Raw genomic sequence first — 23,596 nt, forward strand, 5'->3', positions numbered from 1 at the left:
TATAGTAGCAATGAGCTCTATTAAGCTCTGGTGACTAAGCTAATTAAGGAGAATATGCGATGAGTAATCTTGTGGATAATCAACTCGATATTGAATGTCAGGAAAAGCCCTGCTCCGCCATTGAACGCGTTATTAAGCCGCGTGACAAGGATCTGGGAGAGTTTATGGTACGTCGCTCGATTCCCACAGCAGAACAGAAGCAGGTTGGTCCCTGGGTCTTCTTTGACCACATGGGGCCCGCAGTATTCCAACCTGGGCAAGGCGTTAATGTCCGCCCTCATCCGCATATCAATTTAGCCACCGTAACTTATTTATTTACCGGAGAAATTTTGCATCGCGACTCTTTGGGTAGCGAACAGACCATCCAGCCGGGTGATATTAACTTAATGGTTGCAGGCAAAGGGATTGTTCACTCGGAGCGTGAGCGTCGTGATGTCACTGACTCAATGCATCAATTACACGGCTTACAATTATGGTTAACATTACCGGAAAAAGATGAAGAAATCGATCCCGCTTTTTATCACTACCCTTCTGCTGATATTCCTGAACTTGAAATTGATGGTGTGACGGTAAAAGTCATGATGGGCAGTGCTTACGGCAAAACCTCACCTGTTAAAACGTTTGCCAAAACTATCTACCTCGAAGCGAATATGGATCACGAGCAAAGCCTGAAACTTCCACAAGCCGATGAGCGTGGATTATATGTCGTTGAGGGTGAAGTTGAAATTGACGGTGCTACCGTAGAAGAACACTCAATGGCTATTCTGAGTGGTAAGCCCGAGATGACAGTTAAGGCTATAAAATCCAGCCGCGTGGTATTAATTGGCGGCGAACATCTTGGCAAGCGTTATATTGAGTGGAACTTCGTTTCTAGTCGCAAAGAGCGGATTGAACAAGCCAAGCAAGATTGGAAAGATGGCAAGTATCCAAAGGTTCCGGGCGATGAGTTGGAGTTTATTCCGCTGCCGGAATAAGAGTTTAACAGCTTATTTTAGATCAAGCACAACTTTAAAAAGGTCTAGTAAATGATTGAAATCAATTGGGCTTTAGTCGGAATGCACAGTATAAATTTAGCGGCTGCATATGTTTTAGCGCTACCTATCGCCTTTAATCGCGAAGCCAAAGCGCGCGGCGCTGGTTTACGCACATTTCCATTAGTCAGTATCGCAGCCTGCGGCTTCGTCTTGATTGGCATTGATATATTTGATGGCTCTGAGCCCGAAGCCCGTGTCGTTGCAGGCATCATCACCGGTATTGGTTTTATTGGCGGTGGAGCTATTTTGAAAAATGATAACAAAGTCAGTGGCACTGCCACTGCTGCGAGTATCTGGGCGACAGGAGCGATTGGGATCGCCGTGGCATACCAGCGCTATGAAGTGGCTTTATTGGTCAGTATTATCACATTCCTCACATTGCAATTTGGATATAACGCCAAACAGGCAGTTAGAGACAGTGATGTTGAGAAGGAAGAAAAGAGTTAAGTCATGGCAACAAGTGATGATGAGTGTTGCGGCTGCTCAGATACTCCTTCAGAGAAGTTCGAGGGCCATTCTAAACAAGAGACTAAAGCCGCAACTACGCCCTTATTGACTCGCTTCAAAGTCCCAAAAATGGACTGTCCTTCCGAAGAACGCATGATTCGTATGGTACTTGAGGATGTTAAACCCACAGTAACCATCCAGTGTGATATTCCGAATCGAACAGTATCAGTTTACCATCAAGATAACCCTGACCTTATTACTCGCAAAATGGAAAGCCTCAACTATGGTGCCTATGTGATTAATACCAAAGCCATTGATTCTGAAACGTTAATCTCAATAAACCAGCACAATGAAGAGAGCGATATTAGGCAAGCTGGCATCTTGAAGTGGTTACTGGTGATTAACGGTCTGATGTTTATCGTTGAAATGGCTGTTGGCTGGATTGCACAATCCACAGGGCTAATTGCTGACTCCCTGGATATGTTTGCTGACGCGATGGTATATGGCTTAGCACTCTACGCCGTTGGACATACCGTGAAGAAGAAATTGAAGGTGGCCCATTTATCCGGTTGGCTGCAATTACTGTTGGCACTTGGCGCATTGTTCGAAGTCTTCCGTCGATACTGGTTCGGCAGCGCCCCCACCTCTGATTTAATGATGATGATTGGCCTGCTGGCCTTGGTCGCTAACGTCGCATGCTTGTGGTTAATATCAGGGCACCGTGAACAAGGTGCCCATATGAAGGCAAGCTGGATATTCTCAGCAAACGATGTCATCGCCAATACAGGTGTCATTCTAGCTGGCGTGATGGTGGCATGGACTGGGTCACGATATCCTGACCTTATTATTGGCTTGATCATCGGCTTGGTTGTATTGTTCGGGGCTATCCGGATTTTGAAACTTAAAGCCTGATTCATTCATTTCAGGTCTTACCTCCTCCTCTTTCTAATCACCTCTTGATCCAGGTCAAGAGCTTTTCGCTCGCTTGCCGTTAATCTTACGCTCACATTCTAATAGCTGAATTAATGGAGCCTTTGTTATGGCAGATACGACTGAGCATTCTGACAACCAGAATTATTTAGGACTTCGAGGTATTGAATTCACCGAGTTTGCAAGTCCTGACAGTAATTACATGGAAAAAGTTTTCGCGGCTTTTGGCTTTTCTAAGTTGAAGAAATTCAAGGGAAAAGACATCTATTACTATAACCAGAATGACATTCATTTTTTAATCAATAAAGAAAGAGCTGGTTTCTCCAAAGAATTCGCGAAAAGTCATGGTCCGGCGATTACCTCTATGGGCTGGCGTGTCGATGATGCTGAACAAGCTCTATCGATTGCGGTTGACCGCGGTGCTACAGCTGCCAAACCTGAGGATACAGACCTTCCCTACCCTGCAATTTATGGTATTGGCGATAGTCTAATTTATTTTATTGATACTTTTGCAGGATCAGAGAACAAGCCTGGCTCTATCTATGAACAGGACTTCGAAGATTTAGATGCTCCTGTTATTGTTGAAAACAAAGGTTTCTTGCGTATCGATCATCTGACTAACAATGTTTATAAAGGGACCATGCAAGAATGGGCAGACTTTTATAAAAATGTGTTTGGTTTTACTGAAGTTCGTTACTTCGATATCAAAGGCAAAGAAACTGCTTTAATTTCCTATGCATTGCGTTCACCTGACGGCAGTTTCTGCATCCCCATCAATGAAGGAAAAGGTGATGATCGCAATCAGATTGACGAATACCTGCGAGAATATAATGGTCCTGGTGTGCAGCACATAGCCTTTGAAACCAATGATATTTTGGGTTCATTAGATAAGCTTGATCATTCGGTGATTGATACACTTGATATCCACGAAGACTACTACAAAACCGTTTTTGATCGTGTACCCAATGTTCGTGAAGATCATCAACGCATTCAGGATCATCAGGTCTTAGTCGATGGTGATGAAAACTCTTATCTATTGCAGATTTTTACCAAGAATTTATTTGGGCCTATCTTTATCGAAATTATTCAGCGGGCCAATAATTTGGGTTTTGGAGAAGGTAATTTCAAGGCGCTTTTTGAATCAATTGAACGTGACCAACAGAAACGCGGCGTACTGTAAGCTGAGGAACTGATAATGAAAATAGAACAAATTCATCATGTAGCCTATCGCTGCAAAGATGCTAAAGAAACGGTCGATTTTTACACCAAAGTGCTGAACATGGATTTCATTTTAGCCATTGCTGAAGACCGGGTTCCATCTACCAAAGAACCGGATCCCTACATGCATCTGTTCATGGATGCAGGTAACGGCAATATTCTGGCTTTCTTTGAACTACCGAATTCGCCTGATATGGGCAAAGACCCGAATACCCCCGAGTGGGTGCAGCATATCGCACTGCGCGTTAAGGACGAAGACGCTTTGATGGAAGCAAAGAAGGAAATTGAAGCGCATGGTGTTGATGTTCTCGGCCCAACCAACCATGAGATCATCAAGTCTATTTATTTCTTTGATCCCAATGGTCACCGCTTGGAATTGACCTGCGTTACTGCAACAGACGAGATGATGAAAAAACTGGATGAGGTCAAATGGGACATGCTGGACGAATGGAGTCGCACCAAAAAAGCGCCTAAGCATGCAGAATGGTTGCATAGCGAAGAGTTTGTAGAGGTATAGCATGACCGCCTATCAAGCAAAAACACCTGATGCAAAAGGCTTTGTCGCTTACACAGAAGAAGAAAATGGTACTTGGGAAATCCTCTATAAGCGTCAGCTGGAACTGATCAAAGGCCGAGCCTGCGATGCTTATATGGACGGCCTTGAGCGACTTCAAATGTCGAGTAACAGTATTCCACAGTTACCTGACATTAACCGCGTTTTGCGTAAGGAGACCGGCTGGGAAGTGGCTGCAGTACCAGCTTTGATACCCTTTGGTAAGTTCTTTGAGTTACTGGCTAATAAACAGTTTCCCGCGGCAACCTTTATTCGAACTCGTGAAGAAATTGATTACTTGCAGGAGCCGGATATTTTCCATGAAATCTATGGTCACTGCCCTCTCCTGACCAATCCTGTGTTTGCTAAATTTGTCGAAAACTATGGCAAACTTGGTTTAGCGGCATCCAAACAGGAGCGCGTCTACTTAGCTCGCGTGTTCTGGTTTACTGTTGAGTTCGGATTAATTCAGCAGGCCAAAGATGATTTGAAAATCTATGGTGCAGGTATTTTATCTTCCACTGAGGAAACGGTTTACAGCCTGGAAAGTGATAAACCCGTGCGCAAACCTTTTGATGTGATGACAGCGCTCAGAACACCCTATCGGATTGATATTTTGCAAACCACCTATTTCATCATCAAGCAGTTTGAAGATATCTACAACATTATGGATAGCAATATTATCGAGCATATTCATGACGCAATTGAGCTAGGAGATTTTGAAGCAAACTTTCCACCAAAAGAGATTACAGCAAAGGCTGAATTTCCTAGAAACGAACACGACTGCTAACCAATCTATAGCTAACATACTATGAAAATACCTGAACTACTGTCTCCTGCCGGGACATTAAGAAACATGCGCTATGCATTTGCCTATGGCGCAGATGCAGTTTATGCAGGACAGCCACGCTATAGCTTGCGCGTTCGCAATAATGATTTTGGACTGGACAATATTGCGATTGGTATTGAAGAAGCGCATGCACAGGGCAAGAAGTTTTATATTGCCAGCAACATCGCGCCGCACAACAGCAAAATCAAAACCTTCATGAATGACATTCAGGAAGTCATTGCCTTAAAACCAGATGCGTTAATCATGTCCGATCCGGGGCTGATTATGATGGTACGCGAAGCTTATCCCGAACAGGAAGTGCATTTATCCGTTCAGGCAAACGCCACAAACTATGCCACCGTCAAGTTCTGGTATCAGCAAGGCATTAAACGCGTTATTTTATCGCGTGAACTGTCGATTAAAGAGATCGAGGAAATCAAAACTCACTGTCCTGAGATGGAGCTGGAAGTATTTGTCCATGGTGCACTTTGCATGGCCTATTCAGGTCGCTGTCTGCTTTCGGGATATTTTAACCATCGCGATCCCAATCAAGGCACTTGCACTAATGCTTGTCGCTGGAAATACGATTTGCACGAAGCAACTGAAACCGACTCGGGCGATATTATTGCCGTTAGCCAACCAGAACCAGCGGTACAAACTGTTGATCCTCAATCTGTATTTTTGTTACAGGAAAAAGAGCGCCCTGGTGAATACATGCCAATGTTTGAAGATGAGCATGGAACCTACATCATGAACTCTAAAGATCTACGTGCAGTGCAGCATGTAGACCAATTTACCCGTATGGGTATTGACTCTCTAAAAATAGAAGGACGTACAAAGTCGCACTATTATGTTGCCAGAACAGCGCAGGTTTATCGTCAGGCAATTGATGATGCTGTTGCAGGAAAACCATTCAATATGCAACTAATGGATGAGCTGGAAAAACTCGCCCACCGCGGTTACACCGAAGGTTTTTATCGTCGACATGTGCATGATGAATATCAGAATTACGAAACCGGAAACTCCCTTCGTGACCGACAACTCTTCGTGGGTGAAATCAGTGAAAAGTCTGATGACTCGATAACTGTAGAAGTCAAAAACCGTTTTGAGGTTGGCGATACCATTGAAGTTATGACTCCTAAAGGTAATCAGTATTTCCAACTCAATAATATGGAAAACATCAAGGGACAGTCTATTAATGTGGCACCAGGCTCTGGACATAGAGTGGTTTTACGCCTACCTGAGAGTGTCAAAGTCGATAATATTGACTCTATGTCATTGTTAATGAAGAATTTGTAAATCAATAAGGACATTTGGATATAGGCCTACACTTAAAGATGCATAGAAAATGCATTTTATTGATATATATCAAAGTCCAGCTCATTTAATGAGGTATTGTATGAAGTGCCAAATAAAATGCATATTGGAGCTGATAATGACCCATTTGACAAAAATATCGATCGCTGTTGCTAGTGCCCTGTTGCTAAGTTCTGCCTTAGTGCAAGCGGATGAATCTCAAGAACAAGCCAGTACTTTTGCCGAATCATTGGAAAATACTAATGTTAAGTGGCAGTTACGCTACCGGCTGGAAGATGTTGACCAAGATAATGCATTAGAAGATGCAACTGCCTCTACCCTGCTGACTCGTGTAACGCTAGATACACAAACCTATAATGATTTCAGCTTCAAGTTTGAAGTGGATAATGTCAGTGCTGTGACTAATCGTGATGACTACAACAGCACATTAAATGGTAATACCAATTATTCTGTGGTTGCCGATCCTGAAGCAACCGAAATCAATCAGGCTGCACTAACGTACAGTGGCTTTGACAGCACTAATATCATTGCTGGCCGTCAACGTATCAACTTAGGCAACCAGCGCTTCGTCGGTGGTGTGGGCTGGCGTCAGAATGAACAGACTTATGATGGTCTATTAATTAACAATCGCTCATTTGACAATGCCAATATTACGTATGCTTATGTCAATAACATCAATACGATTTTTGATGGTAATACCGATACTCGAAGTCATTTCTTGAATTATGACTGGGCTTTGTCAGACTCAATGGACTTAAACTTTTATGGCTACTTCTTGGACTTTAAGGAAACGCCTTTAAGTTCGACAAAAACGTTAGGCGCTCGTTTTTCTTATGGTGGAACATCTGAATTACCGCTATTTTTCAATGCCGAATACGCGAAGCAGTCTGAGTATGAAGACAATCCTGCTGACTTAAGCACTGACTATCAGTTACTAGAAGTTGGTTACAAGCTACAAAACTGGACATTCGCTGTAGGCCAGGAAGTACTGGGTGGTGATGCCAATGTTGCAGGTCAGGCATTTCAAACCCCACTTGCCACTAAACATAAATTCCAAGGCTGGGCAGATCAATTTTTGGTAACCCCAGACGCGGGTATTGAAGACACCTACTTCAGCGTTGGAACGAGTTTTGTCATGTCAAAGATCGGTTTTGTTTATCATGATTATCAGGCGGACGCGACAAGCCAAGATTATGGCTCAGAACTAGGAATTAACTATTCAAGCAAAATTGATCAGAATCTGACATTTGTTGCAAAGTTTGCAGATTACTCATCGGATGGTCACTCGGTGGATACTCGCAAAATTTGGCTCATGTTGGTGGCTAACTTTTAATCAGAGAGCCACGGCAAATTTGTTTGGCTAAAGTAGAGAGAGAGAAATATGATGGAAGCAATGCAACTAACCAGTCTGGCACCCACATTGCGTCGCAATGCGATGTTCAATTGTCTCAGTGATGAACAGCTACAGAAACTGTTAGCCATCAGTAAGCTCACCTACTTTAAGCCAAACAAGCCAGTTATCAGCCAGGGCCAGCCTGCGAAATACTTTTTCCTGGTACTCGATGGTCAGGTTAAACTGCATCTGATATCTACCGAAGGTAAAGAAAAGATCATCAAGTTTGTTAACGGCAATGATACTTTTGCTGAAGCACTGATGTTTTTGCAAAAGAAGTTCTATCCCATTAATGCCACAAGCACTAAACGCACACAAATTTTAGCGGTCCCTAGCGAGTATTTTTATAACCTCTTGCATAATAACAGTGACTTGGCTATGAAAATGCTCGGTAATATTTGTTTGAAGATGCGCGGCCATATTAATGAAATTGAAATGCTGACCGTTCTTGATGCTTCTCAGCGTGTTGCGCGATTTGTCTATGACATGATGCCGCATGATATTGAAGATGGTGGCACCTTTCCAATCAACATATCAAAAAAATCTATTGCTGGTAAATTATCTATCAGACCTGAAACATTCTCACGTTTATTGAAGAAATTTGAAGATGAAAATGTGTTTTCTTTCAGTAATGGCAAGGTTATTGTTTTGCAACGTGAAAGACTGTCTCAATATTACTTAGAGTCTAGTGATGGCGTTGCGAGCTTGTAGCTGTACTTACAAGCCATAATCAGAATAAACCTACTCAACCCATTTAAAATTATCGAACAAAGGCTCTATTGTGGAACACAACTGCTGGCGGGTTTCTTTATCAATCATTGAGTAAGCAAAATCGTCACTTCGCAGGCTTTCATCGAGAGTGTTTTTATTACGCGCAATTTGCAGGTTGTAGTTTTTGACGCCTTTTGCAGCTAAGGCTTTAGCAAGCTTTAATACTCTCTCTGGATTGGTTAAATTCCAATGCACGGTTGTTCGACATTCATAGTCGACACCGCTATTTAGCAATACATCTAAACTCTGCCAATTGGCCTGGGCTGCACCATCGACTCGTATAATCGCATCACCAAATTCCGGTAAATCTTTGACATCAAAACCCACCCAGTCCACATTAGGAAGGACTGCTCTGAAGCGTTTTGGCGCCGATCCGCCGGTATGTAGACCCACTTTATAGCCCATAGCTTTAACCGCTTCGATCGCAGGAACTAACGCTGATTGTAGTAATGGTTCGCCACCACTGAAGACCACCGCTTCAAGCAAACCTTGTCTTTTCTGCAGGAATTCAATCAACTCTTGCCAGTCGTATGACTGATCAGCCTTGGTTGGGATCAATTCAGGGTTATGACAATAACGACAGCGCCAGGCGCAACCTTGGCAATATACAACGCAGGACAAATGATTTGGGTAATCGATGGTGGTAAGGGGCGTTAAGCCCCCTACTCTTAAAGGAACATCTCGCAAAGCAACACCCTGATCGATGCTGCTTATAGATTGATTCACTTTGAGCATTAGGCGCGCTCTTTAAAGTGTTGGCGTTCTTTGTGCTCAGATTGCTTACCTTTATTAAAGGCTGACACCGGACGATGGTAACCCATCACACGAGTCCAAACTTCACACTTTTGACGGTCTTGGTTATTGAGTTGCATAGTAGATTTCTCCTTTTTGGTTGAAAACTTTAGGTCATATTTGTTTGCATGATACTTTTTTGCGTGATAAAGGTTCACCAGCTCTGCATCCTGTAAATAAAACTCAAACATTAGCAGCACACCTTTTCACTATTTTTACCACCCGACTTCTGCACTAAGGTTTCATCACAGCGTGGACAATATTCATGCTCACCTTGCAGATAGCCATGTACAGGGCAAATGGAGAAAGTTGGCGTTATGGTTATGTAAGGCAAACGGAAATTGGTCAATGTTTTACGCACCATTTTCTTACAGGCTTCTGCACTGGAGATACGCTCACCCATGTAAAGGTGCAACACTGTACCGCCGGTGTATTTGCTTTGCAGCTCATCCTGTAGCTCTAATGCTTCAAAGGCATCATCGGTATGACCTACCGGTAATTGCGATGAGTTGGTGTAGTAAGGTGCATCCTCAAAGCCCGCCTGGATGATATCTGGATAGCGCTTCTTGTCTTCTTTGGCAAAGCGATAAGTAGTACCTTCCGCAGGTGTTGCTTCAAGGTTATACAGATGCCCTGTTTCTTCCTGATACTGCACCATTCGTGCGCGAACATGATCGAGCAGTTCAATCGCTAGTGCGTGGCCTTCTTCCGATGTAATGTCATGCTCATCATTAGTGAAGTTACGCACCATTTCGTTAATACCATTCACACCAATGGTCGAGAAATGATTACGCAAAGTACCTAAATAACGCTTGGTATAAGGGAATAAATCACTATCGATATAATGCTGAATGACTTTGCGTTTAACTTCTAAAGAATCTTTAGCCATAACCATAAGCTCGTCAATCCGATCAAGCAGTGCCTTTTTATCACCTTTGTATAAATAGCCTAGGCGCGCGCAGTTGATGGTTACAACACCCAGCGATCCGGTTTGTTCAGCAGAACCAAATAAGCCATTACCACGTTTTAAAAGTTCACGCAGGTCGAGCTGTAAGCGACAGCACATAGAACGCACCATGTTCGGCGATAGCTCAGAGTTAATGAAGTTCTGGAAATACGGCAAACCATATTTAGCAGTCATCTCAAACAACAAGTCTGAGTTTTCAGATTCCCAATCAAAGTCCGGCGTAATGTTGTAAGTTGGAATGGGGAACGTAAAAACTCGTTTTTTAGCATCACCTTCAATCATCACCTCAATATATGCACGATTGATCAGGTCCATTTCTTTTTGTAAGTCACCGTAAGCAAACGGCATCTCTTCGCCAGCAATTATCGGGATCTGCTCGCGTAAATCCTCGGGGCAAACCCAATCCAGAGTTATGTTGGTGAATGGGGTTTGCGTACCCCAGCGTGAAGGCACATTCAGGTTATAAATGAATTCCTGAATACATTGTTTGATATCCTCATACTTCATCGCATCTTTGCGAATATATGGCGCTAAATAAGTGTCAAAGGAACTGAACGCCTGTGCACCGGCCCATTCGTTTTGTAAAGTACCGAGGAAGTTAACCATTTGACCAATAGCACTGGATAAATGCTTAGGTGGACCAGAATCAATCTTACCTGGTACGCCATTTAAACCTTCATGTAACAAGGTTCTCAAAGACCAACCTGCGCAATAGCCTGCCAACATATCCAGATCATGAATATGCAAATCAGCATTACGATGCGCCTCACCAATTTCTGGTTCATAAATGTGATTAAGCCAGTAGTTGGCAATAACCTTTCCCGAAACATTAAGGATCAATCCGCCCAGCGAATAGCCCTGGTTGGCATTAGCTTTGACTCGCCAATCTGAACCGGACAAATACTCTTCAACGGAAGACGTTATATCAAGAAATGTCTTCTTGTTTTCGCGAATCCGCTTGTGTTTTTCACGATACAAAATGTAGGCTTTAGCGGTAGCAAAATACTGATTAACCGCCAAACAATGCTCAACAATATCCTGCACCTGCTCAACCGTTGGTACGGTTAAATCGGTGAACCTGAAGCTCAAGACATCAATCACCTGGCGAGTGAGTTTTTCCGCTTCATCAGCATCAAATTCTGCTGAAGCCTTTCCAGCCTTTAGTACCGCTTCATAAATCTTCGCTCGCTCGAACTTGGCTTCTGTTAAATCCCGCTTTACAATCTTGACTGGCATCGGTGCCTTTTCTATTTCAATACCCATATCATTATCTCCATTGCTCTCTGCAAAGTGGCATTCCATCCATTACAGATTCAATATATTGTGTTTTCGAGATCGATTTAATCAATATGTGGTATACCTATCCTTGATCTAGCTCAACTTGTCGTTATATTTTTTCTCTATGCAACTTGATACAGATCAATTAGCTAACCCTCACATAAACGTTACATTGTCTGCCTAAATATCAGAGTCATTTTGATTGCTAAGCTTATGGCTACTAACGAAAAACCTCTTGTATATTCTTGCTCGGGCTGTTCCAACTTGGCACAAACGGCCAACCATCTTGCAGTTACCCTTAATGCTGAGCAAAAGGCGGAGATGTCTTGTATTGCCGGTGTCGGGGGAAATGTTCCTTCATTGGTAAAAAAAGCCAAGTCAGGCCGCAGAATCATTGCTATTGATGGCTGCCATCTGGCCTGTGTCAAAGCCTGCCTGGGAAATCATGGGGTAACACCCGAACAACATCTTGTGTTAACAGAGTATGGCTACAAGAAGCGTTATAACCAGCCGGTATCACAAGACACGGTTGATGATTTGTTGATTAAAGTGCGCATGATTGCAGACGAAATGTCCGTCAGCTAGTTATTACCCGATAAGAATATCAAGAAAGCATTCTTGTTGATTATGATCAATACGCGCTCTCCCGAATCACTCTACTCTGTTTAAAACATCTTAGGATAAAAGATTATGAATCTAGAATTTTTAGCCCCTTATTTTTTAGGGCCTTACGGAGAAAACAATGATGTTTTCGAGAAGGTTCTAACAGAGCTATTGCGGGACCATATTTATTGGCGTCGAAACATACACCCAGAAGACTTGCCTGCAATCTCTACATTTGCCTCGCAATCACCTGAGTATCAAGACGCGATAGCTAAAATGCGCACTGAGCTGCACAAGCTTACGGCTTCACTAAAACAGTCGGTACCGTTTTTTAGTCCTCGCTATATTGGCCATATGTGTTCCGACTTAATGATGCCTGGCTTAATCGCACAAATGGTCACCACACTTTACAACCCTAATAATGTGTCCTTCGAAGCAGCGACTGTCACGGTAGATTTAGAGCTTAAAGTGGGCAAACAGTTTGCCGAAATGTTCGGCTTTAATACTGACCAGAATAAATCACCCTGTGCCTGGGGACATTTAACTTCCGGTGGTACCGTTGCTAACTATGAAAGCTTATGGAACTTCAGAGCTGCAAAATATTATCCCGTTGCACTTGCCGAAGCAGTAAAGGCATTAGACCTTAAACTTCCAAACAGTATTATTCTCAACGGGAAGCTGATCGATGCCAATTTATGGCAGCTCACCAATATGTCGATCGATAATGTTCTAAGTCTCAAGCATGAAACAGAGCAAGCGATCGCTGAAGCCTATCCCGAACTCGGGGATAAGTTTAATGAGTGCGTTGAGCAACATCGGATTGAAACAGTCGGTCCAGCCTACTTCTACTCTAATCATTTAGGCCTAAAGCAACCCTTGGTTTTAGTGCCAGGCTCAGCCCATTATAGCTGGCAAAAAGGGATGCGCGTGATGGGTTTCGGTTCCGATCAGCTGATTAAGATTCCTGTGCATTCCAATATGCGTTTAGACATAGAGGCCCTGCGTAAAATACTCGACAATGCATTAAGTAAAAATATACCTATTCTTGCCTGTGTTGGGATTTTAGGCACCACAGAATTTGGAACTGTTGACCCGATTCATAAAATTCTTGCGCTACGTGATGAGTTCAGCGCTAAAGGCTTGGACTTTTATGTGCATGTGGATGCAGCATGGGGCGGCTATCTAGCGAGCATGTTCCGCGAAGAAGATGGCTCAACCATGAGTCATGGCAAAGCAAAAAAAATGTTTAAGTACTTCCCTTCTAAAGAAGTTTTTCAGTCTATTACCAGTGTTAAAGACGTGGACTCTGTAACCATTGATCCGCATAAGTTAGGTTATCTACCTTTCGGTTCCGGTGGATTTATTAGTCGTAATCAGGACATCACCGATTTGCTAACTCAAGAAGCACCTTACGTCTTCGAAGAAATGGATAAATCAGTCGAAACACCAGCTACTAAGCAGTTTGAAAAACTAGGACAATATATTTTAGAAGGGTCAAAACCGGGTTCGGTAGCAGCAGCCAGTTATGTCACCAATCAGGTATTACCTCTGAACTACAAGAATTTTGGTCGCGTGATTAGACAAAGCCTCAAAACCTCAGAGTACTTCTTTGATAAGTTATTAGAGCTTAAAGGAAAAATTAAAGGACGAGCTAACCTCTGCTTACCTTATACGCCCGATACGAATTTAATCTGCATCGTCATTAATCCAGTTGGTAATAAGTCAATTACCTATTTGAATGATTTTACCAAGCAGATTTATCAGCACTTGAAAATCTCGCGAGGTAGTTCACCTAAAGATCGAGAGTTCATAGGTTCAAGCACCCAGATTATGCGCAAGAACATCAGTGATAACCACGCAAAAGAATTGTGCGAGATGCTTGGCCTTCAGGAAAAGTATTTTGTGAAAGAAGTTCAAAACAGAACCTTAGAGAGTGATCGTATCATGTTACTTCGCCATACCATTATGAATCCATGGTTAGCTAATGACACTAATGGAAACGATTATGTGGTGAAATACTGTGACTACCTTGAGTCCTTGATTCTACGATATTTGGATATCAAGTAGTTTACAGTATCAATATGAAAGCTGTTTCCCCTGTTGTGAGATTACGACCACCAGGGATGGTGGAAGTGCCAGAAATGATTGAAGCAATTTCTGGCCGCAAACAGGTGATGACGTTAATACCACCTCTTATATTTAAACCAGATCAACAACACAACCGCTAAAGCACCACAGAAAATTGACACATACAAAAATGCATTGTCATCCTCTAAGCCGGGTAGCCCCCCAATATTCATTCCCAAAGCACCCGTTAAGAATGTCAGTGGTAAGAATATTGCTGAAATAATTGCCAGCACATATAAGCGACTATTTTGTTGATGCGCAATTCTGGCGAGATACTCTTCTTGCATGACAATCGTGCGTTCGCGGGTCAACTCAATATCTTCTAATAAGCGAGTAAACTTATCCAGGTCATCCCGAATATTATCCAGATCCAACTTGGTGATTATTGGACTTTGGCTGCGATAGAGTTTCTCAAGTGCATCTTTCTGTGGCGTTAAGTATCTTTTGATGGTGGCACTTTGACGGCGTAGATGACTAATTTGTGCATAGAATTCATCAAATCCAAGACTGGCCAGAGTATCTTCCTGCTTATCCAGATTAACATCCAGCTCTTCGAAAAACTCCTCAACACGAATAGCAAGCCTTTCAATCAGTAGCGATATAAACTCTCCGCTACTTTTTGGCCCCGCTCCCTGTTCTAAGGCTTGTCTGATGTCAGTTATCGACCAGCTGTGACGGTTACAACTGGTGATGATCATATCTTCAGATACCCATAAACGAATTGAAATCATATCTTCAGGTTCGGCATTTGGATTAAGATTCACACCTCGTAAGCACATCAAGATAGTATTGCCTTCCATATAAAAACGAGGACGAGTTTCAGCTCGCAACAAGATATCCTGTGCTACTTCATCAATCCTAGGCTCCTTATCTAACCATTCTTTAGCAATCGGAGAAGTATAGTTAATGTGATGCCAGGTTAAAGATTGGCTAGACTGCTCTTTATCAAGCGATGCCTTTTCCAGTAGCCCACCCTTTCTTGTCAGGTGCAGACTGGTGATGGGAGCATGAACAGTTTCAGTCATAGTAGTGTTCCTTAACCCTTCTTTTTGGAAGTTGATTCTTCACTCTTTACAGAGGACACAGAGGAAGTCGATTTACTTTTTTTAGAATGGCCCTCTAAAGACTGATTCTCTGGAGACTGTTCTTCTAAAGATTGGTCATTTAGAGACTTATCCTTTAGAGATTTTGGCTGCTCCGAGGGTTGTAGCTTTTGCGCTAACTGCTTGGCTACATCATCGGCAAAATGCAGGTGAACATCTCTTTGTGGGAAAGCTATCACGATATCATTGTCGCGGAAGCGGTTGTCAATTTCGAATCGCAGGTCGCTGCGAATTGCTCTTAATTCTCTAATAGTGCTAATCCTTGCCCAATACCAAATTTCAAATACTAAAGAGCTATCTCCAAAGTCTTCAAAGATGACCATTGGTTCAGGATCCTCAAGAACACTTTTATTCTCCTTCATAATGGCAAAAAGAATCTCTCTGACTTTTTGCACATCACTACCGTAGGCAACCCCGACTTTGACAGAATTGCGGATATTCTGATCTAGTAATGTCCAGTTAACCAGGTTGGATTGCAACAAGGTGCTATTGGGGATAACGATATGGGCACCATCAATTCTTCGAATAATGGTTGAGCGGTTTCCAACTTGAACAATGCGTCCCAGCTGGCCATCCAATTCGACTACATCATTGATATGAACTGGCCTTTCCGACATCAATATCCAGCCGCTGATAAAGTTATCGATAACATTCTTGGCACCAAAGCCTACGCCAATTGCTACTGCACCTGAAATAAAAGCAAAAGCAGTTAAAGGTACCTTTAAGAAGGAAAGAACAGTAACCACAATAATGCCCAACATGACAAAAAATACCAGCCGCTGGATGATAACCACATTATCATCGCTAACGTTCATCATCTTGAGTATTTTGCGGCCGATAAACTTAGCGAAATAACGGCTGACTAACCAAGCAATAATAACAAAGAGCAGTGCCAGCAATAATTGCCATAAGGTAATACTACTGCCCTCTTTCAAACTAATAAGAGGCTTATTTAAGATCTCTTCAAACTTTGAAAACGTACTCATTAAAACGGGTATTAACGGCATCTAGTAATCCTGGATATCATAGTAACTTCGTCCTTTTTATTATATCTGATACAAAAAAGCCAGCACAAAGCTGGCTTTCTATCGAAAAGTACTTCTAGTTATTCGAAGATTTCTCTTCTGCTAAAAAGTTAGCAGCAATCTCAGGCTTCTCGCGAATCATAATAAGATCAGATAAGATATTACCAGCCTCCTTCAAGAACAGATCTTTTTGGTCCTCATCAACAATATCTGATGCACTTTCAGCATTATCGTCTTCAGTAGAATCTTCATCACTGGCCAATTCTTTAAGCGGTTCCAGTCCCTCAATTTTGCGGCGTAGATTTTCACGCTCTAATCGAATCTCATCATTACGCTTACGCTCTGCTAAGCGCTTTTCATAATTCAAAGAAACCACTTTAGTATCTCGCTGCTCGGCTACTCTACCGATATCTTCCTGTAAAAACGAAAACTCTTGGCTGGATGTTTTTCGCTCTTCATGCTTGGAGCGTAAAAAAGGAATAACATCTGTTACTCCACCAGTTTTTTTGAAGTTTGTCGATTTAATGGTGTCCCAGACTAAAGCATTGTCATAAGAGCTCTCTCCATACTCATTAACATCGAAGATGGTAGGGAATTCAATATCCGGTTTAACACCTTTGTTTTGCGTACTCTCACCGGTCACCCGATAGAATTTTTCCACTGTCAGTTTTAATGCGCCAACCTGATTTTCAGGGTTACGGATATATTGGTTTAAATCGGCTACACTTTGCACAGTACCTTTACCAAAAGTATTTTCACCTAAAACGATTCCACGGCCATAATCTTGAATGGCTCCGGCGAAAATTTCACTGGCACTGGCAGATCCGCCGTTAACAAGAACGGCTAGAGGTCCTTTATAGAGTATGTCTGAGTCAGTGTCTTTTAACACTCGAAGACGGCCACGACTATCGCGCCCTTGTACTACAGGACCTTTATCGATAAATAACCCGACCAAGTTAACAACTTCTGATAAGGAACCACCGCCATTGTTTCTAAGATCAATGACGAGCCCATCAATATCCTGCTTGTTAAACTCTTTAATCAAACGAGCAACATCTTTTGTGGTACTGGTGACATCATCACCGGATCCGTTAGAAGCAACCGTTTCTGAATAAAAAGAAGGAAGCTCTATCACACCCATTTTGAAGTTTTTGTCATACTGCTCAACTTCGAGGACTTTAGATTTAGCAGCCTGATCTTCAAGCTTAATTTCTTCGCGAACCAGCTCGACCGTTTTTGGCATACCATCACCTGCTTTGGTGTATGGAATAATTTGTAGGCGAACAATCGTTCCTGCTTCACCGCGAATTAGATCAACCACATCATCATTGCGCCAGCCGATTACATCAACCATTTCACCTTTTTCGCCTTGACCAACACCAATGATTTTGTCATTCGGGTGAACTTGACCGGACTTATCAGCAGGCCCCTTGTTCACAATGGAAACAATCTTAGTAAACATATCTTCTTGAGTTAAAACTGCGCCAATTCCCTGTAACTTGAGACTCATATTGATAGCGAAATTCTCAAACTGCCTTGGTGTGTAATAACTGGTATGAGGATCAATGGCCGCACTGATAGAGTTCATAAAGTAACCAAAAACATCTTCGCTTTTGGTTTGAGACAAACGACGAATCGCTGATTGGTAGCGCTTGGTTAGCTTGTCTTTAATTTGCTCATCGGTTTGTTCAGCAAGCTTTAAATTCAATGCATCATTTAACACACGCTTCTTCCAAATTGCATTCATTTCCTTTTCATCTATTGGCCATTCAGCTTCGCGACGGTCATACTCAAACTCACCGTCACTATTGAAATCCAGTGGTTTTTCAAGTTGCTCTAAAGCAAACAAATGACGTTCGCGGAAACGCTCTTCAAATAAGGCAAAGAAATCATAAGCCAACTCGATGCGTCCTGTTCGTAACGCATCATCGAATAGCTTTTCATAGTCATCTAGTTGTGCAATATCTTTTTGATAGAAGTAACTACGATTCGGATCAAGTGCTTTGAGGAATTGATTAAAGGCTTCTTGTGATAACTCATCATCAAAATCTGGATGCTCATAATGGCTTTGCATCAATAGAAAAGAAACAACACGTCCAGTTTCGCGGAATTTGTTCTCTGGTTTTAAACTTAAGCTGGCAGGCTCAGGAACGACAAAGGTTTCTTCCTCTACAACAGGCTCATTTTTAGCCTCTTCCGCATGAATGGTTAGCGGTAAGGTTAAGGCCAGTAATGTTATTAACCACTTATTTTTGTTCATCTAAATACCTTTAATGGGAAAGCTTTCCAATAATGACTCTTCTCTAGACTAAAGGTTGCGTATATTTACGTAAATTACAAGCCATAGAGTGTGTAAAAGTATGTAATTATCTAAAAAATCTTTTAATATCAATGCCTAACTGTTCTATGTAAAACCAAGCCATTTGGCCCTGCAGCAATTTCGGCATCTTTTTGATTACCGTATGCGCCTTCAAAAAATTGAATATCTCTGGCAGCATCGTAATTAGACGCTGTATAGACTTCTTCCGGGTTTGGCTGAATCCCGCGAACTGGCACTTCTACTACCTCGGGCTTGCCATGTAATTCATGGCTCTCGACATAGCGCTCAGCCTTCGGTCTCTGGTCAAAAATAGCTATATCCTGGTCGCCTCCAAGTAAATGAGTTTCAATCACATAAACTTTCATAAGACCTCCTAGACTTTAAACTTTAACTAGGGCTATCAACCCTGAGAAGTAACTGTTTTCAGTGTAGCGCTCTGATTTGCTTCTCACAAGTGGCGCATTAACAACTGCGCCAATTGCCTCAAGAATTGGCTAAAAATTGCACAGAACCGTTTAAAAGAGCACAAAAAAAGGGCCTCATGGGCCCTTTTAAGCATTTCTTGGCAATCTTACATGAAAGCCTGTAATCCTGTCTGTGCACGACCAAGAATTAACGCATGGATGTCATGAGTACCTTCGTAGGTATTAACGGCTTCCAGGTTCATGGCATGACGAATCACATGGAATTCATCAGCGATACCATTACCGCCATGCATGTCACGCGCCATACGCGCGATATCCAAGGCTTTGCCACAAGAGTTACGCTTCACCAGCGAAATCATTTCAGGCTTGAAGCGTTTCTCATCAATCAAGCGCCCTACTCTTAAGGCACCTTGCAGGCCTAGACTAATCTCGGTTTGCATATCAGCCAGTTTCTTCTGGAATAACTGCATTGAAGCCAATGGCTTGTTGAATTGCTTGCGGTCTAAACCATACTGACGCGCTGCGTGCCAGCAGAACTCTGCTGCACCTAAAGCACCCCAGGAGATACCATAACGGGCAACGTTCAAGCAACCGAACGGGCCTTTGAGACCCTTAATCTCAGGGAATTTATTCTCTTCTGGAACAAACACATTATCCATCACGATTTCGCCAGTGATAGAAGCGCGTAGCGCGAACTTGCCTTCAATTTTAGGAGCTGACAAACCTTCCATGCCTTTTTCTAGAATAAAGCCACGGATTTCGCCTTCATCATCTTTTCCCCAGACAATAAAAACATCAGCAATTGGTGAGTTAGTGATCCACATTTTATTACCGGTCAAACGGTAACCGCCATCAACTTTCTTAGCGCGAGTTTTCATGCTGCCTGGATCTGAACCTGAGTCCGGCTCAGTTAAACCAAAACAACCTACCCACTCACCCGTTGCTAGCTTTGGCAGGAACTTTTCTTTTTGTGCTTCGGTGCCATAAGCATTAATCGGGTGCATCACCAGACTGGACTGAACCGACAACGCAGAACGATAACCAGAGTCCACACGCTCAACCTCACGCGCTACAAGGCCATAGGCAACATAAGAAGCGCCTGCACAGCCGTAACCGTCAATAGTCGAACCAAGCAAGCCTAGCTCGCCCAGTTCAGTCATAATCTCGCGATCAAAGATTTCGTGGCGGTTGGCTTCTAATACGCGAGGCATTAATCTTTCCTGACAGTAGTCACGCGCAGCATCACGAATCATGCGCTCTTCTTCCGTTAATTGCTCGTCGAGTAAAAGGATATCGTCCCAGTGTTCTAGTAGTGCTTTAGACATGATTAAAATCTGTGTGGTTATAGGTCAAAATTGAAGCCCAGAATATACGCAATCTGGCATAAATTAACCAGTGGTTATATACACGTCTGACCAGAAAAGATAAGAAAAGTGCCCAATCCTTGGGCTAGATCAATCCTTTGCGTTTGAAGGGTAGAAAATTATAGAACACTATAAAAGCGTGTGATTGCCACAGTGAAAGCGGCACGAGTCATTACTTCACCAGGCTCGAACTGAGCGTGGATAGTTGGCTCTAAATCAAACATTCCTTGAGTTACAGAAAAGCGTGCATTCAGAATACCTAAATCAAGCGCTAACTGAACATAACCTTTTAACTCATCTGGAATCATGTGCTGATCTTCAAGTACCACTCTTTCGGCACCAAAAATCGCCGTAATGTCACCGGAAAATGAATGAGCAAGCTCTTCCAAGCCAAGCGACTGTACTAATGAATAAGCCACATCCAATTTGCTGACACCTGAGTTAGGATTAAACATATTGCCATTGGCTGTCATAACAGAAGCCGTTACTTGCGCTCTATCACGTAGTGGCGAACCTTTCTGGGTCACTGCATTGATGGCCGAAGTATCTTCGATAACGTCGATATATTGTTGGCTATCAGCGCTATTAGATTGACGAATACCGGCACCAAGAGTCAGGTAGTCAGCCATTTGTGACCGAGAAATAACTTCATCAGGGGCAAAACCATCAGACAGAGCATCCACTAGTTGTTCGCTAACAGCGGTTTCGATAAATGCCTGCGCTGGATGGCCGACAACATCATTCAAGCCAACAAAACCATCGGTGCGGGTAATTTTAACGACAGCGTCAATCTCACTGGGTAATGCATAGCCATTAGTCGCATTAACAGGATCAACGTCAACGCCTGAAACACCGCCAATACCATTAGCACGTAACGTCCAGGTGCCCTCTTCTGCCGGAGCGGTTACAGCAATATTCTGACCTAAAACAGGCAGCGCAATACTGGAACCATAGCGTTTTCCGCTTGGGCTGGTTAATGACATTCCTACCGTGTTATCGCCGACATTAGCACGAACCATCAACAATGAAGCTTCGTCGTTGACTTCGAAAGTAACACCCTCATTTTCACCCACCGGGCTAAATGGAACCGTTATATTGAACTCGCCGGCAATTGATGTCTGTGCAGCAGCATTGAATTCACGCTGGATCTTGGTGGTTTCACCAAAACTTTTAGACTCATCAAGCACCGCCTTGACCGCAGCGTAAGCATTGACGTAGCCAGCACCACTTTCCCATGGCTCAAGACCAGGCATATTAGTGGCGGTGTCTTGCATGATGCGCTTCACTTCACGCCAGGTAAGATTAGGATTTGCTTCTAACATCAAGGCAACAATACCTGATGCATGCGGAGCAGCCATCGAGGTACCACTCATCACTGTGTAATAAGGTACATGATTAGCATCCATCACTTCGCTGTCTGAAGTCACGCTCAATGCACTTAAGCTTGATAAGGATGCACGCGCAGAGATGACATCAACACCCGGTGCAGTAATGGTTGGGCGGTCTTCCCAGGTGAAAGTTTCACCATCAACCACCGCTTGGCCAGTCTTGCCTTTAACACCGCGTGAACTGAAGTCAGCCAGATCACCCTGCTTATCACCCGCAGCCACCGTAATCACCCATGGAGCTTTTTTGAAGTTGCCGGTAATGGTTGCTTCGCCTGAACCAGAGTTACCTGCCGAGAAAACAACGATCACGCCATTGTCACTCAAGGCCTTAGTTGCAACGTTAGTAGGATCATCAGGATTAAAATCAGTGCCGGTGTCGCTTGTATTACCAAAAGAATTGGAAATAACGCGGATGTTATACTCAAACTGGTGGGTTAATGCATAGTCAAAACCACCTAGAGTATCCAAAATGAAGAGACCCGCACCGGAGCCATAACCAATCAGTTTTGCACCCGGTGCAACACCTTGATACAGACCACTCGACATAGCACCGTTACCACCGATAATGCCAGCAACGTGTGAGCCGTGGCCGCCACCGATATCAGTATTGGCAACGTCTTCCTGATAGGTAATAGGTAAAATGCCTGAAAGAGAATTCAGATTAACCTGCGCTAAAACATTTTGCGTGACATGGTTAGGATATTTGATATCACTATGAGTGCCGTCAACACCGGAGTCGTTAATGACGACACCAATACCACGGCCTGAATATGGCATACCAAGATTGCGCATTGACTGGTCATCGCGCAAACGATCTACACCAGTCAGTTCAGTTGAACCATCATTTTCGAGCGTTAAAGGCGCGTTATACCAGACTGAGCGAACATCATCGCGAGCATAGATTGCATCAATCTGCTGCTTCGTAGCTGTGATACCCACCATTGGCAAACTGTTAAAGCTTACGCCGTTATTAACACCTAAAGTTTCTAAAGCTTGCAGTTGTGACAAGGAAGCAGGCTCATAGCCTTCAAAGGTGACAATCACTTCAAACGCTTCTTGCTCAGTTGCATCCGATAATAAATCAGTTAGTTGTGGTCCAAGCGATTTAGCATGGCCCGTCATTGCAGATAAACCTAATCCCGCTGCCAACAAAGCACCGTAGATAGGTTTTGTTTTTAAGTTGAATTTACTCATATTAAGAAACCCCCATTGGATTGAGAGCCTGAGCATCGCATGAAAATGAGAAAAGAATAATTAGGGAAATCCCCTAGGTGAGATTGGTGATAGTACCCTGCGTGTTCAATTAGTCAGATCTAAATAAACTTATAACCAGCAATGAGACCAAAAGAAACTGAAGTTAACAATGCTATAACCAAGCCATAAATACCAAATCCGAATATTTCACTGGGGCTTGCTTTAAAGTATAAAAAGCCTATTGTCGCCGAAAGAATAAACCCAGCATTTACACTAATAAATATCAGGGTAACTTGATTCAGGATGAATGTTTTTTTGATTGGTTTAATTATTGCGAAAAACGTTAATAGCATTGCTGGATAGATTATAATTAATGTCACTAAGATAATGATTTCAGCAATCCAATCGCTAGGTGAAATTATTAGAGTAGTTACCCAAAGTATCAGGCAAGTAATTAATGGAGATAAAACTAATGCTAGTCTTTCTTTCGAGCTTGTAGAATTTGTTAATGTTGCCAT

Annotated in this window: 21 protein-coding genes; 11 read left to right on the plus strand and 10 right to left on the minus strand. The window is 42.8% G+C overall.

Annotated elements, in window-relative coordinates:
- Nucleotides 1-59: 59 nt before the first annotated feature.
- The 9 genes from ACN0VI_RS08595 (at nucleotide 60) to ACN0VI_RS08635 (ending at nucleotide 8,432) form a co-directional block, all read left to right on the plus strand.
- Entirely contained in the window at nucleotides 60-974 is a 915-nt protein-coding gene (locus tag ACN0VI_RS08595; RefSeq protein ID WP_417446453.1) for a pirin family protein, read from the plus strand.
- Nucleotides 975-1,025: 51 nt separating this feature from the next.
- Complete coding sequence (locus ACN0VI_RS08600; protein ID WP_417446454.1) at nucleotides 1,026-1,481, plus strand: MgtC/SapB family protein; 456 nt, start codon at nucleotides 1,026-1,028, stop codon at nucleotides 1,479-1,481.
- A 3-nt stretch (nucleotides 1,482-1,484) separates the two neighbouring features.
- Nucleotides 1,485-2,393, plus strand: coding sequence for a cation transporter (locus ACN0VI_RS08605; RefSeq protein ID WP_417446455.1), 909 nt, complete (start codon nucleotides 1,485-1,487; stop codon nucleotides 2,391-2,393).
- A gap of 127 nt (nucleotides 2,394-2,520) precedes the next feature.
- On the plus strand, nucleotides 2,521-3,591 hold the full coding sequence (hppD, locus tag ACN0VI_RS08610) for a 4-hydroxyphenylpyruvate dioxygenase (protein ID WP_331891619.1): 1,071 nt from the start codon (nucleotides 2,521-2,523) through the stop codon (nucleotides 3,589-3,591).
- Between the two features lie 15 nt (nucleotides 3,592-3,606).
- A complete protein-coding gene (locus tag ACN0VI_RS08615; protein ID WP_417446456.1) occupies nucleotides 3,607-4,146 on the plus strand; it encodes a VOC family protein in 540 nt (179 codons plus the stop codon).
- A gap of 1 nt (nucleotide 4,147) precedes the next feature.
- Nucleotides 4,148-4,972 (plus strand): phenylalanine 4-monooxygenase, encoded by an 825-nt coding sequence (gene phhA, locus ACN0VI_RS08620; RefSeq protein WP_417446457.1) that lies wholly within the window; start codon nucleotides 4,148-4,150, stop codon nucleotides 4,970-4,972.
- Between the two features lie 21 nt (nucleotides 4,973-4,993).
- Nucleotides 4,994-6,310 (plus strand): tRNA 5-hydroxyuridine modification protein YegQ, encoded by a 1,317-nt coding sequence (gene yegQ / locus ACN0VI_RS08625; protein ID WP_417446458.1) that lies wholly within the window; start codon nucleotides 4,994-4,996, stop codon nucleotides 6,308-6,310.
- Between the two features lie 136 nt (nucleotides 6,311-6,446).
- A complete protein-coding gene (locus ACN0VI_RS08630) occupies nucleotides 6,447-7,661 on the plus strand; it encodes a hypothetical protein (protein ID WP_417446459.1) in 1,215 nt (404 codons plus the stop codon).
- Nucleotides 7,662-7,709: 48 nt separating this feature from the next.
- Nucleotides 7,710-8,432, plus strand: a complete 723-nt coding sequence (locus ACN0VI_RS08635) for a Crp/Fnr family transcriptional regulator (protein WP_331892354.1) — start codon at nucleotides 7,710-7,712, stop codon at nucleotides 8,430-8,432.
- A gap of 30 nt (nucleotides 8,433-8,462) precedes the next feature.
- Here ACN0VI_RS08635 and ACN0VI_RS08640 read toward each other — a convergent pair whose 3' ends face one another.
- The 3 genes from ACN0VI_RS08640 to ACN0VI_RS08650 all read right to left on the minus strand — a co-directional run bounded on the left by ACN0VI_RS08640 (nucleotide 8,463) and on the right by ACN0VI_RS08650 (nucleotide 11,514).
- On the minus strand, nucleotides 8,463-9,227 hold the full coding sequence (locus tag ACN0VI_RS08640) for an anaerobic ribonucleoside-triphosphate reductase activating protein (RefSeq protein ID WP_331892352.1): 765 nt from the start codon (nucleotides 9,225-9,227) through the stop codon (nucleotides 8,463-8,465).
- Nucleotides 9,227-9,364 (minus strand): anaerobic ribonucleoside-triphosphate reductase, encoded by a 138-nt coding sequence (gene nrdD / locus ACN0VI_RS08645; RefSeq protein ID WP_026309329.1) that lies wholly within the window; start codon nucleotides 9,362-9,364, stop codon nucleotides 9,227-9,229. The genes ACN0VI_RS08640 and nrdD overlap by 1 nt, the downstream gene beginning before the upstream one ends.
- Nucleotides 9,365-9,474: 110 nt before the next feature.
- Nucleotides 9,475-11,514, minus strand: a complete 2,040-nt coding sequence (locus tag ACN0VI_RS08650; protein WP_331892350.1) for a ribonucleoside triphosphate reductase — start codon at nucleotides 11,512-11,514, stop codon at nucleotides 9,475-9,477.
- Between the two features lie 228 nt (nucleotides 11,515-11,742).
- Between ACN0VI_RS08650 and ACN0VI_RS08655 the strand changes: the two genes are divergently transcribed.
- Nucleotides 11,743-12,114, plus strand: coding sequence for a putative zinc-binding protein (locus ACN0VI_RS08655; protein WP_417446460.1), 372 nt, complete (start codon nucleotides 11,743-11,745; stop codon nucleotides 12,112-12,114).
- 105 nt (nucleotides 12,115-12,219) lie between these two features.
- Nucleotides 12,220-14,199 (plus strand): pyridoxal phosphate-dependent decarboxylase family protein, encoded by a 1,980-nt coding sequence (locus ACN0VI_RS08660; protein WP_417446461.1) that lies wholly within the window; start codon nucleotides 12,220-12,222, stop codon nucleotides 14,197-14,199.
- Nucleotides 14,200-14,312: 113 nt separating this feature from the next.
- On the opposite strand, the gene ACN0VI_RS08665 is transcribed toward ACN0VI_RS08660, so the two are convergent.
- From ACN0VI_RS08665 to ACN0VI_RS08695, 7 genes are all read right to left on the minus strand, one after another.
- Complete coding sequence (locus ACN0VI_RS08665; protein ID WP_417446462.1) at nucleotides 14,313-15,284, minus strand: zinc transporter ZntB; 972 nt, start codon at nucleotides 15,282-15,284, stop codon at nucleotides 14,313-14,315.
- An 11-nt stretch (nucleotides 15,285-15,295) separates the two neighbouring features.
- Nucleotides 15,296-16,369 carry a mechanosensitive ion channel domain-containing protein gene (locus ACN0VI_RS08670; RefSeq protein ID WP_331892342.1) on the minus strand — a complete coding sequence of 358 codons (1,074 nt, stop codon included), beginning with the start codon at nucleotides 16,367-16,369 and terminating at the stop codon, nucleotides 15,296-15,298.
- 94 nt (nucleotides 16,370-16,463) lie between these two features.
- Entirely contained in the window at nucleotides 16,464-18,647 is a 2,184-nt protein-coding gene (locus ACN0VI_RS08675; protein WP_417446463.1) for a carboxy terminal-processing peptidase, read from the minus strand.
- A gap of 128 nt (nucleotides 18,648-18,775) precedes the next feature.
- The gene (locus tag ACN0VI_RS08680; protein WP_417446464.1) at nucleotides 18,776-19,072 is read right to left on the minus strand and encodes a hypothetical protein; all 297 of its coding nucleotides are present in this window, start codon (nucleotides 19,070-19,072) and stop codon (nucleotides 18,776-18,778) included.
- A gap of 206 nt (nucleotides 19,073-19,278) precedes the next feature.
- Complete coding sequence (locus tag ACN0VI_RS08685) at nucleotides 19,279-20,457, minus strand: acyl-CoA dehydrogenase (protein ID WP_331892337.1); 1,179 nt, start codon at nucleotides 20,455-20,457, stop codon at nucleotides 19,279-19,281.
- Between the two features lie 158 nt (nucleotides 20,458-20,615).
- Nucleotides 20,616-23,078, minus strand: a complete 2,463-nt coding sequence (locus tag ACN0VI_RS08690) for a S8 family serine peptidase (RefSeq protein ID WP_417446465.1) — start codon at nucleotides 23,076-23,078, stop codon at nucleotides 20,616-20,618.
- Between the two features lie 119 nt (nucleotides 23,079-23,197).
- Nucleotides 23,198-23,596 carry a hypothetical protein gene (locus tag ACN0VI_RS08695; protein ID WP_417446466.1) on the minus strand — a complete coding sequence of 133 codons (399 nt, stop codon included), beginning with the start codon at nucleotides 23,594-23,596 and terminating at the stop codon, nucleotides 23,198-23,200.

Source organism: Kangiella sp. (assembly GCF_048265365.1).
In the GTDB taxonomy this organism is placed as follows: Bacteria; Pseudomonadota; Gammaproteobacteria; order Enterobacterales; family Kangiellaceae; genus Kangiella.

Bases quoted from the DNA above. Each gene is read 5' to 3' on its own strand.
- ACN0VI_RS08595 (WP_417446453.1), top strand. From the start codon at position 60: ATGAGTAATCTTGTGGATAATCAACTCGATATTGAATGTCAGGAAAAG.
- ACN0VI_RS08600 (WP_417446454.1), top strand. From the start codon at position 1,026: ATGATTGAAATCAATTGGGCTTTAGTCGGAATGCACAGTATAAATTTA.
- ACN0VI_RS08605 (WP_417446455.1), top strand. From the start codon at position 1,485: ATGGCAACAAGTGATGATGAGTGTTGCGGCTGCTCAGATACTCCTTCA.
- hppD (WP_331891619.1), top strand. From the start codon at position 2,521: ATGGCAGATACGACTGAGCATTCTGACAACCAGAATTATTTAGGACTT.
- ACN0VI_RS08615 (WP_417446456.1), top strand. From the start codon at position 3,607: ATGAAAATAGAACAAATTCATCATGTAGCCTATCGCTGCAAAGATGCT.
- phhA (WP_417446457.1), top strand. From the start codon at position 4,148: ATGACCGCCTATCAAGCAAAAACACCTGATGCAAAAGGCTTTGTCGCT.
- yegQ (WP_417446458.1), top strand. From the start codon at position 4,994: ATGAAAATACCTGAACTACTGTCTCCTGCCGGGACATTAAGAAACATG.
- ACN0VI_RS08630 (WP_417446459.1), top strand. From the start codon at position 6,447: ATGACCCATTTGACAAAAATATCGATCGCTGTTGCTAGTGCCCTGTTG.
- ACN0VI_RS08635 (WP_331892354.1), top strand. From the start codon at position 7,710: ATGATGGAAGCAATGCAACTAACCAGTCTGGCACCCACATTGCGTCGC.
- ACN0VI_RS08640 (WP_331892352.1), bottom strand. From the start codon at position 9,227: ATGCTCAAAGTGAATCAATCTATAAGCAGCATCGATCAGGGTGTTGCT.
- nrdD (WP_026309329.1), bottom strand. From the start codon at position 9,364: ATGCAACTCAATAACCAAGACCGTCAAAAGTGTGAAGTTTGGACTCGT.
- ACN0VI_RS08650 (WP_331892350.1), bottom strand. From the start codon at position 11,514: ATGGGTATTGAAATAGAAAAGGCACCGATGCCAGTCAAGATTGTAAAG.
- ACN0VI_RS08655 (WP_417446460.1), top strand. From the start codon at position 11,743: ATGGCTACTAACGAAAAACCTCTTGTATATTCTTGCTCGGGCTGTTCC.
- ACN0VI_RS08660 (WP_417446461.1), top strand. From the start codon at position 12,220: ATGAATCTAGAATTTTTAGCCCCTTATTTTTTAGGGCCTTACGGAGAA.
- ACN0VI_RS08665 (WP_417446462.1), bottom strand. From the start codon at position 15,284: ATGACTGAAACTGTTCATGCTCCCATCACCAGTCTGCACCTGACAAGA.
- ACN0VI_RS08670 (WP_331892342.1), bottom strand. From the start codon at position 16,369: ATGCCGTTAATACCCGTTTTAATGAGTACGTTTTCAAAGTTTGAAGAG.
- ACN0VI_RS08675 (WP_417446463.1), bottom strand. From the start codon at position 18,647: ATGAACAAAAATAAGTGGTTAATAACATTACTGGCCTTAACCTTACCG.
- ACN0VI_RS08680 (WP_417446464.1), bottom strand. From the start codon at position 19,072: ATGAAAGTTTATGTGATTGAAACTCATTTACTTGGAGGCGACCAGGAT.
- ACN0VI_RS08685 (WP_331892337.1), bottom strand. From the start codon at position 20,457: ATGTCTAAAGCACTACTAGAACACTGGGACGATATCCTTTTACTCGAC.
- ACN0VI_RS08690 (WP_417446465.1), bottom strand. From the start codon at position 23,078: ATGAGTAAATTCAACTTAAAAACAAAACCTATCTACGGTGCTTTGTTG.
- ACN0VI_RS08695 (WP_417446466.1), bottom strand. From the start codon at position 23,596: ATGGCAACATTAACAAATTCTACAAGCTCGAAAGAAAGACTAGCATTA.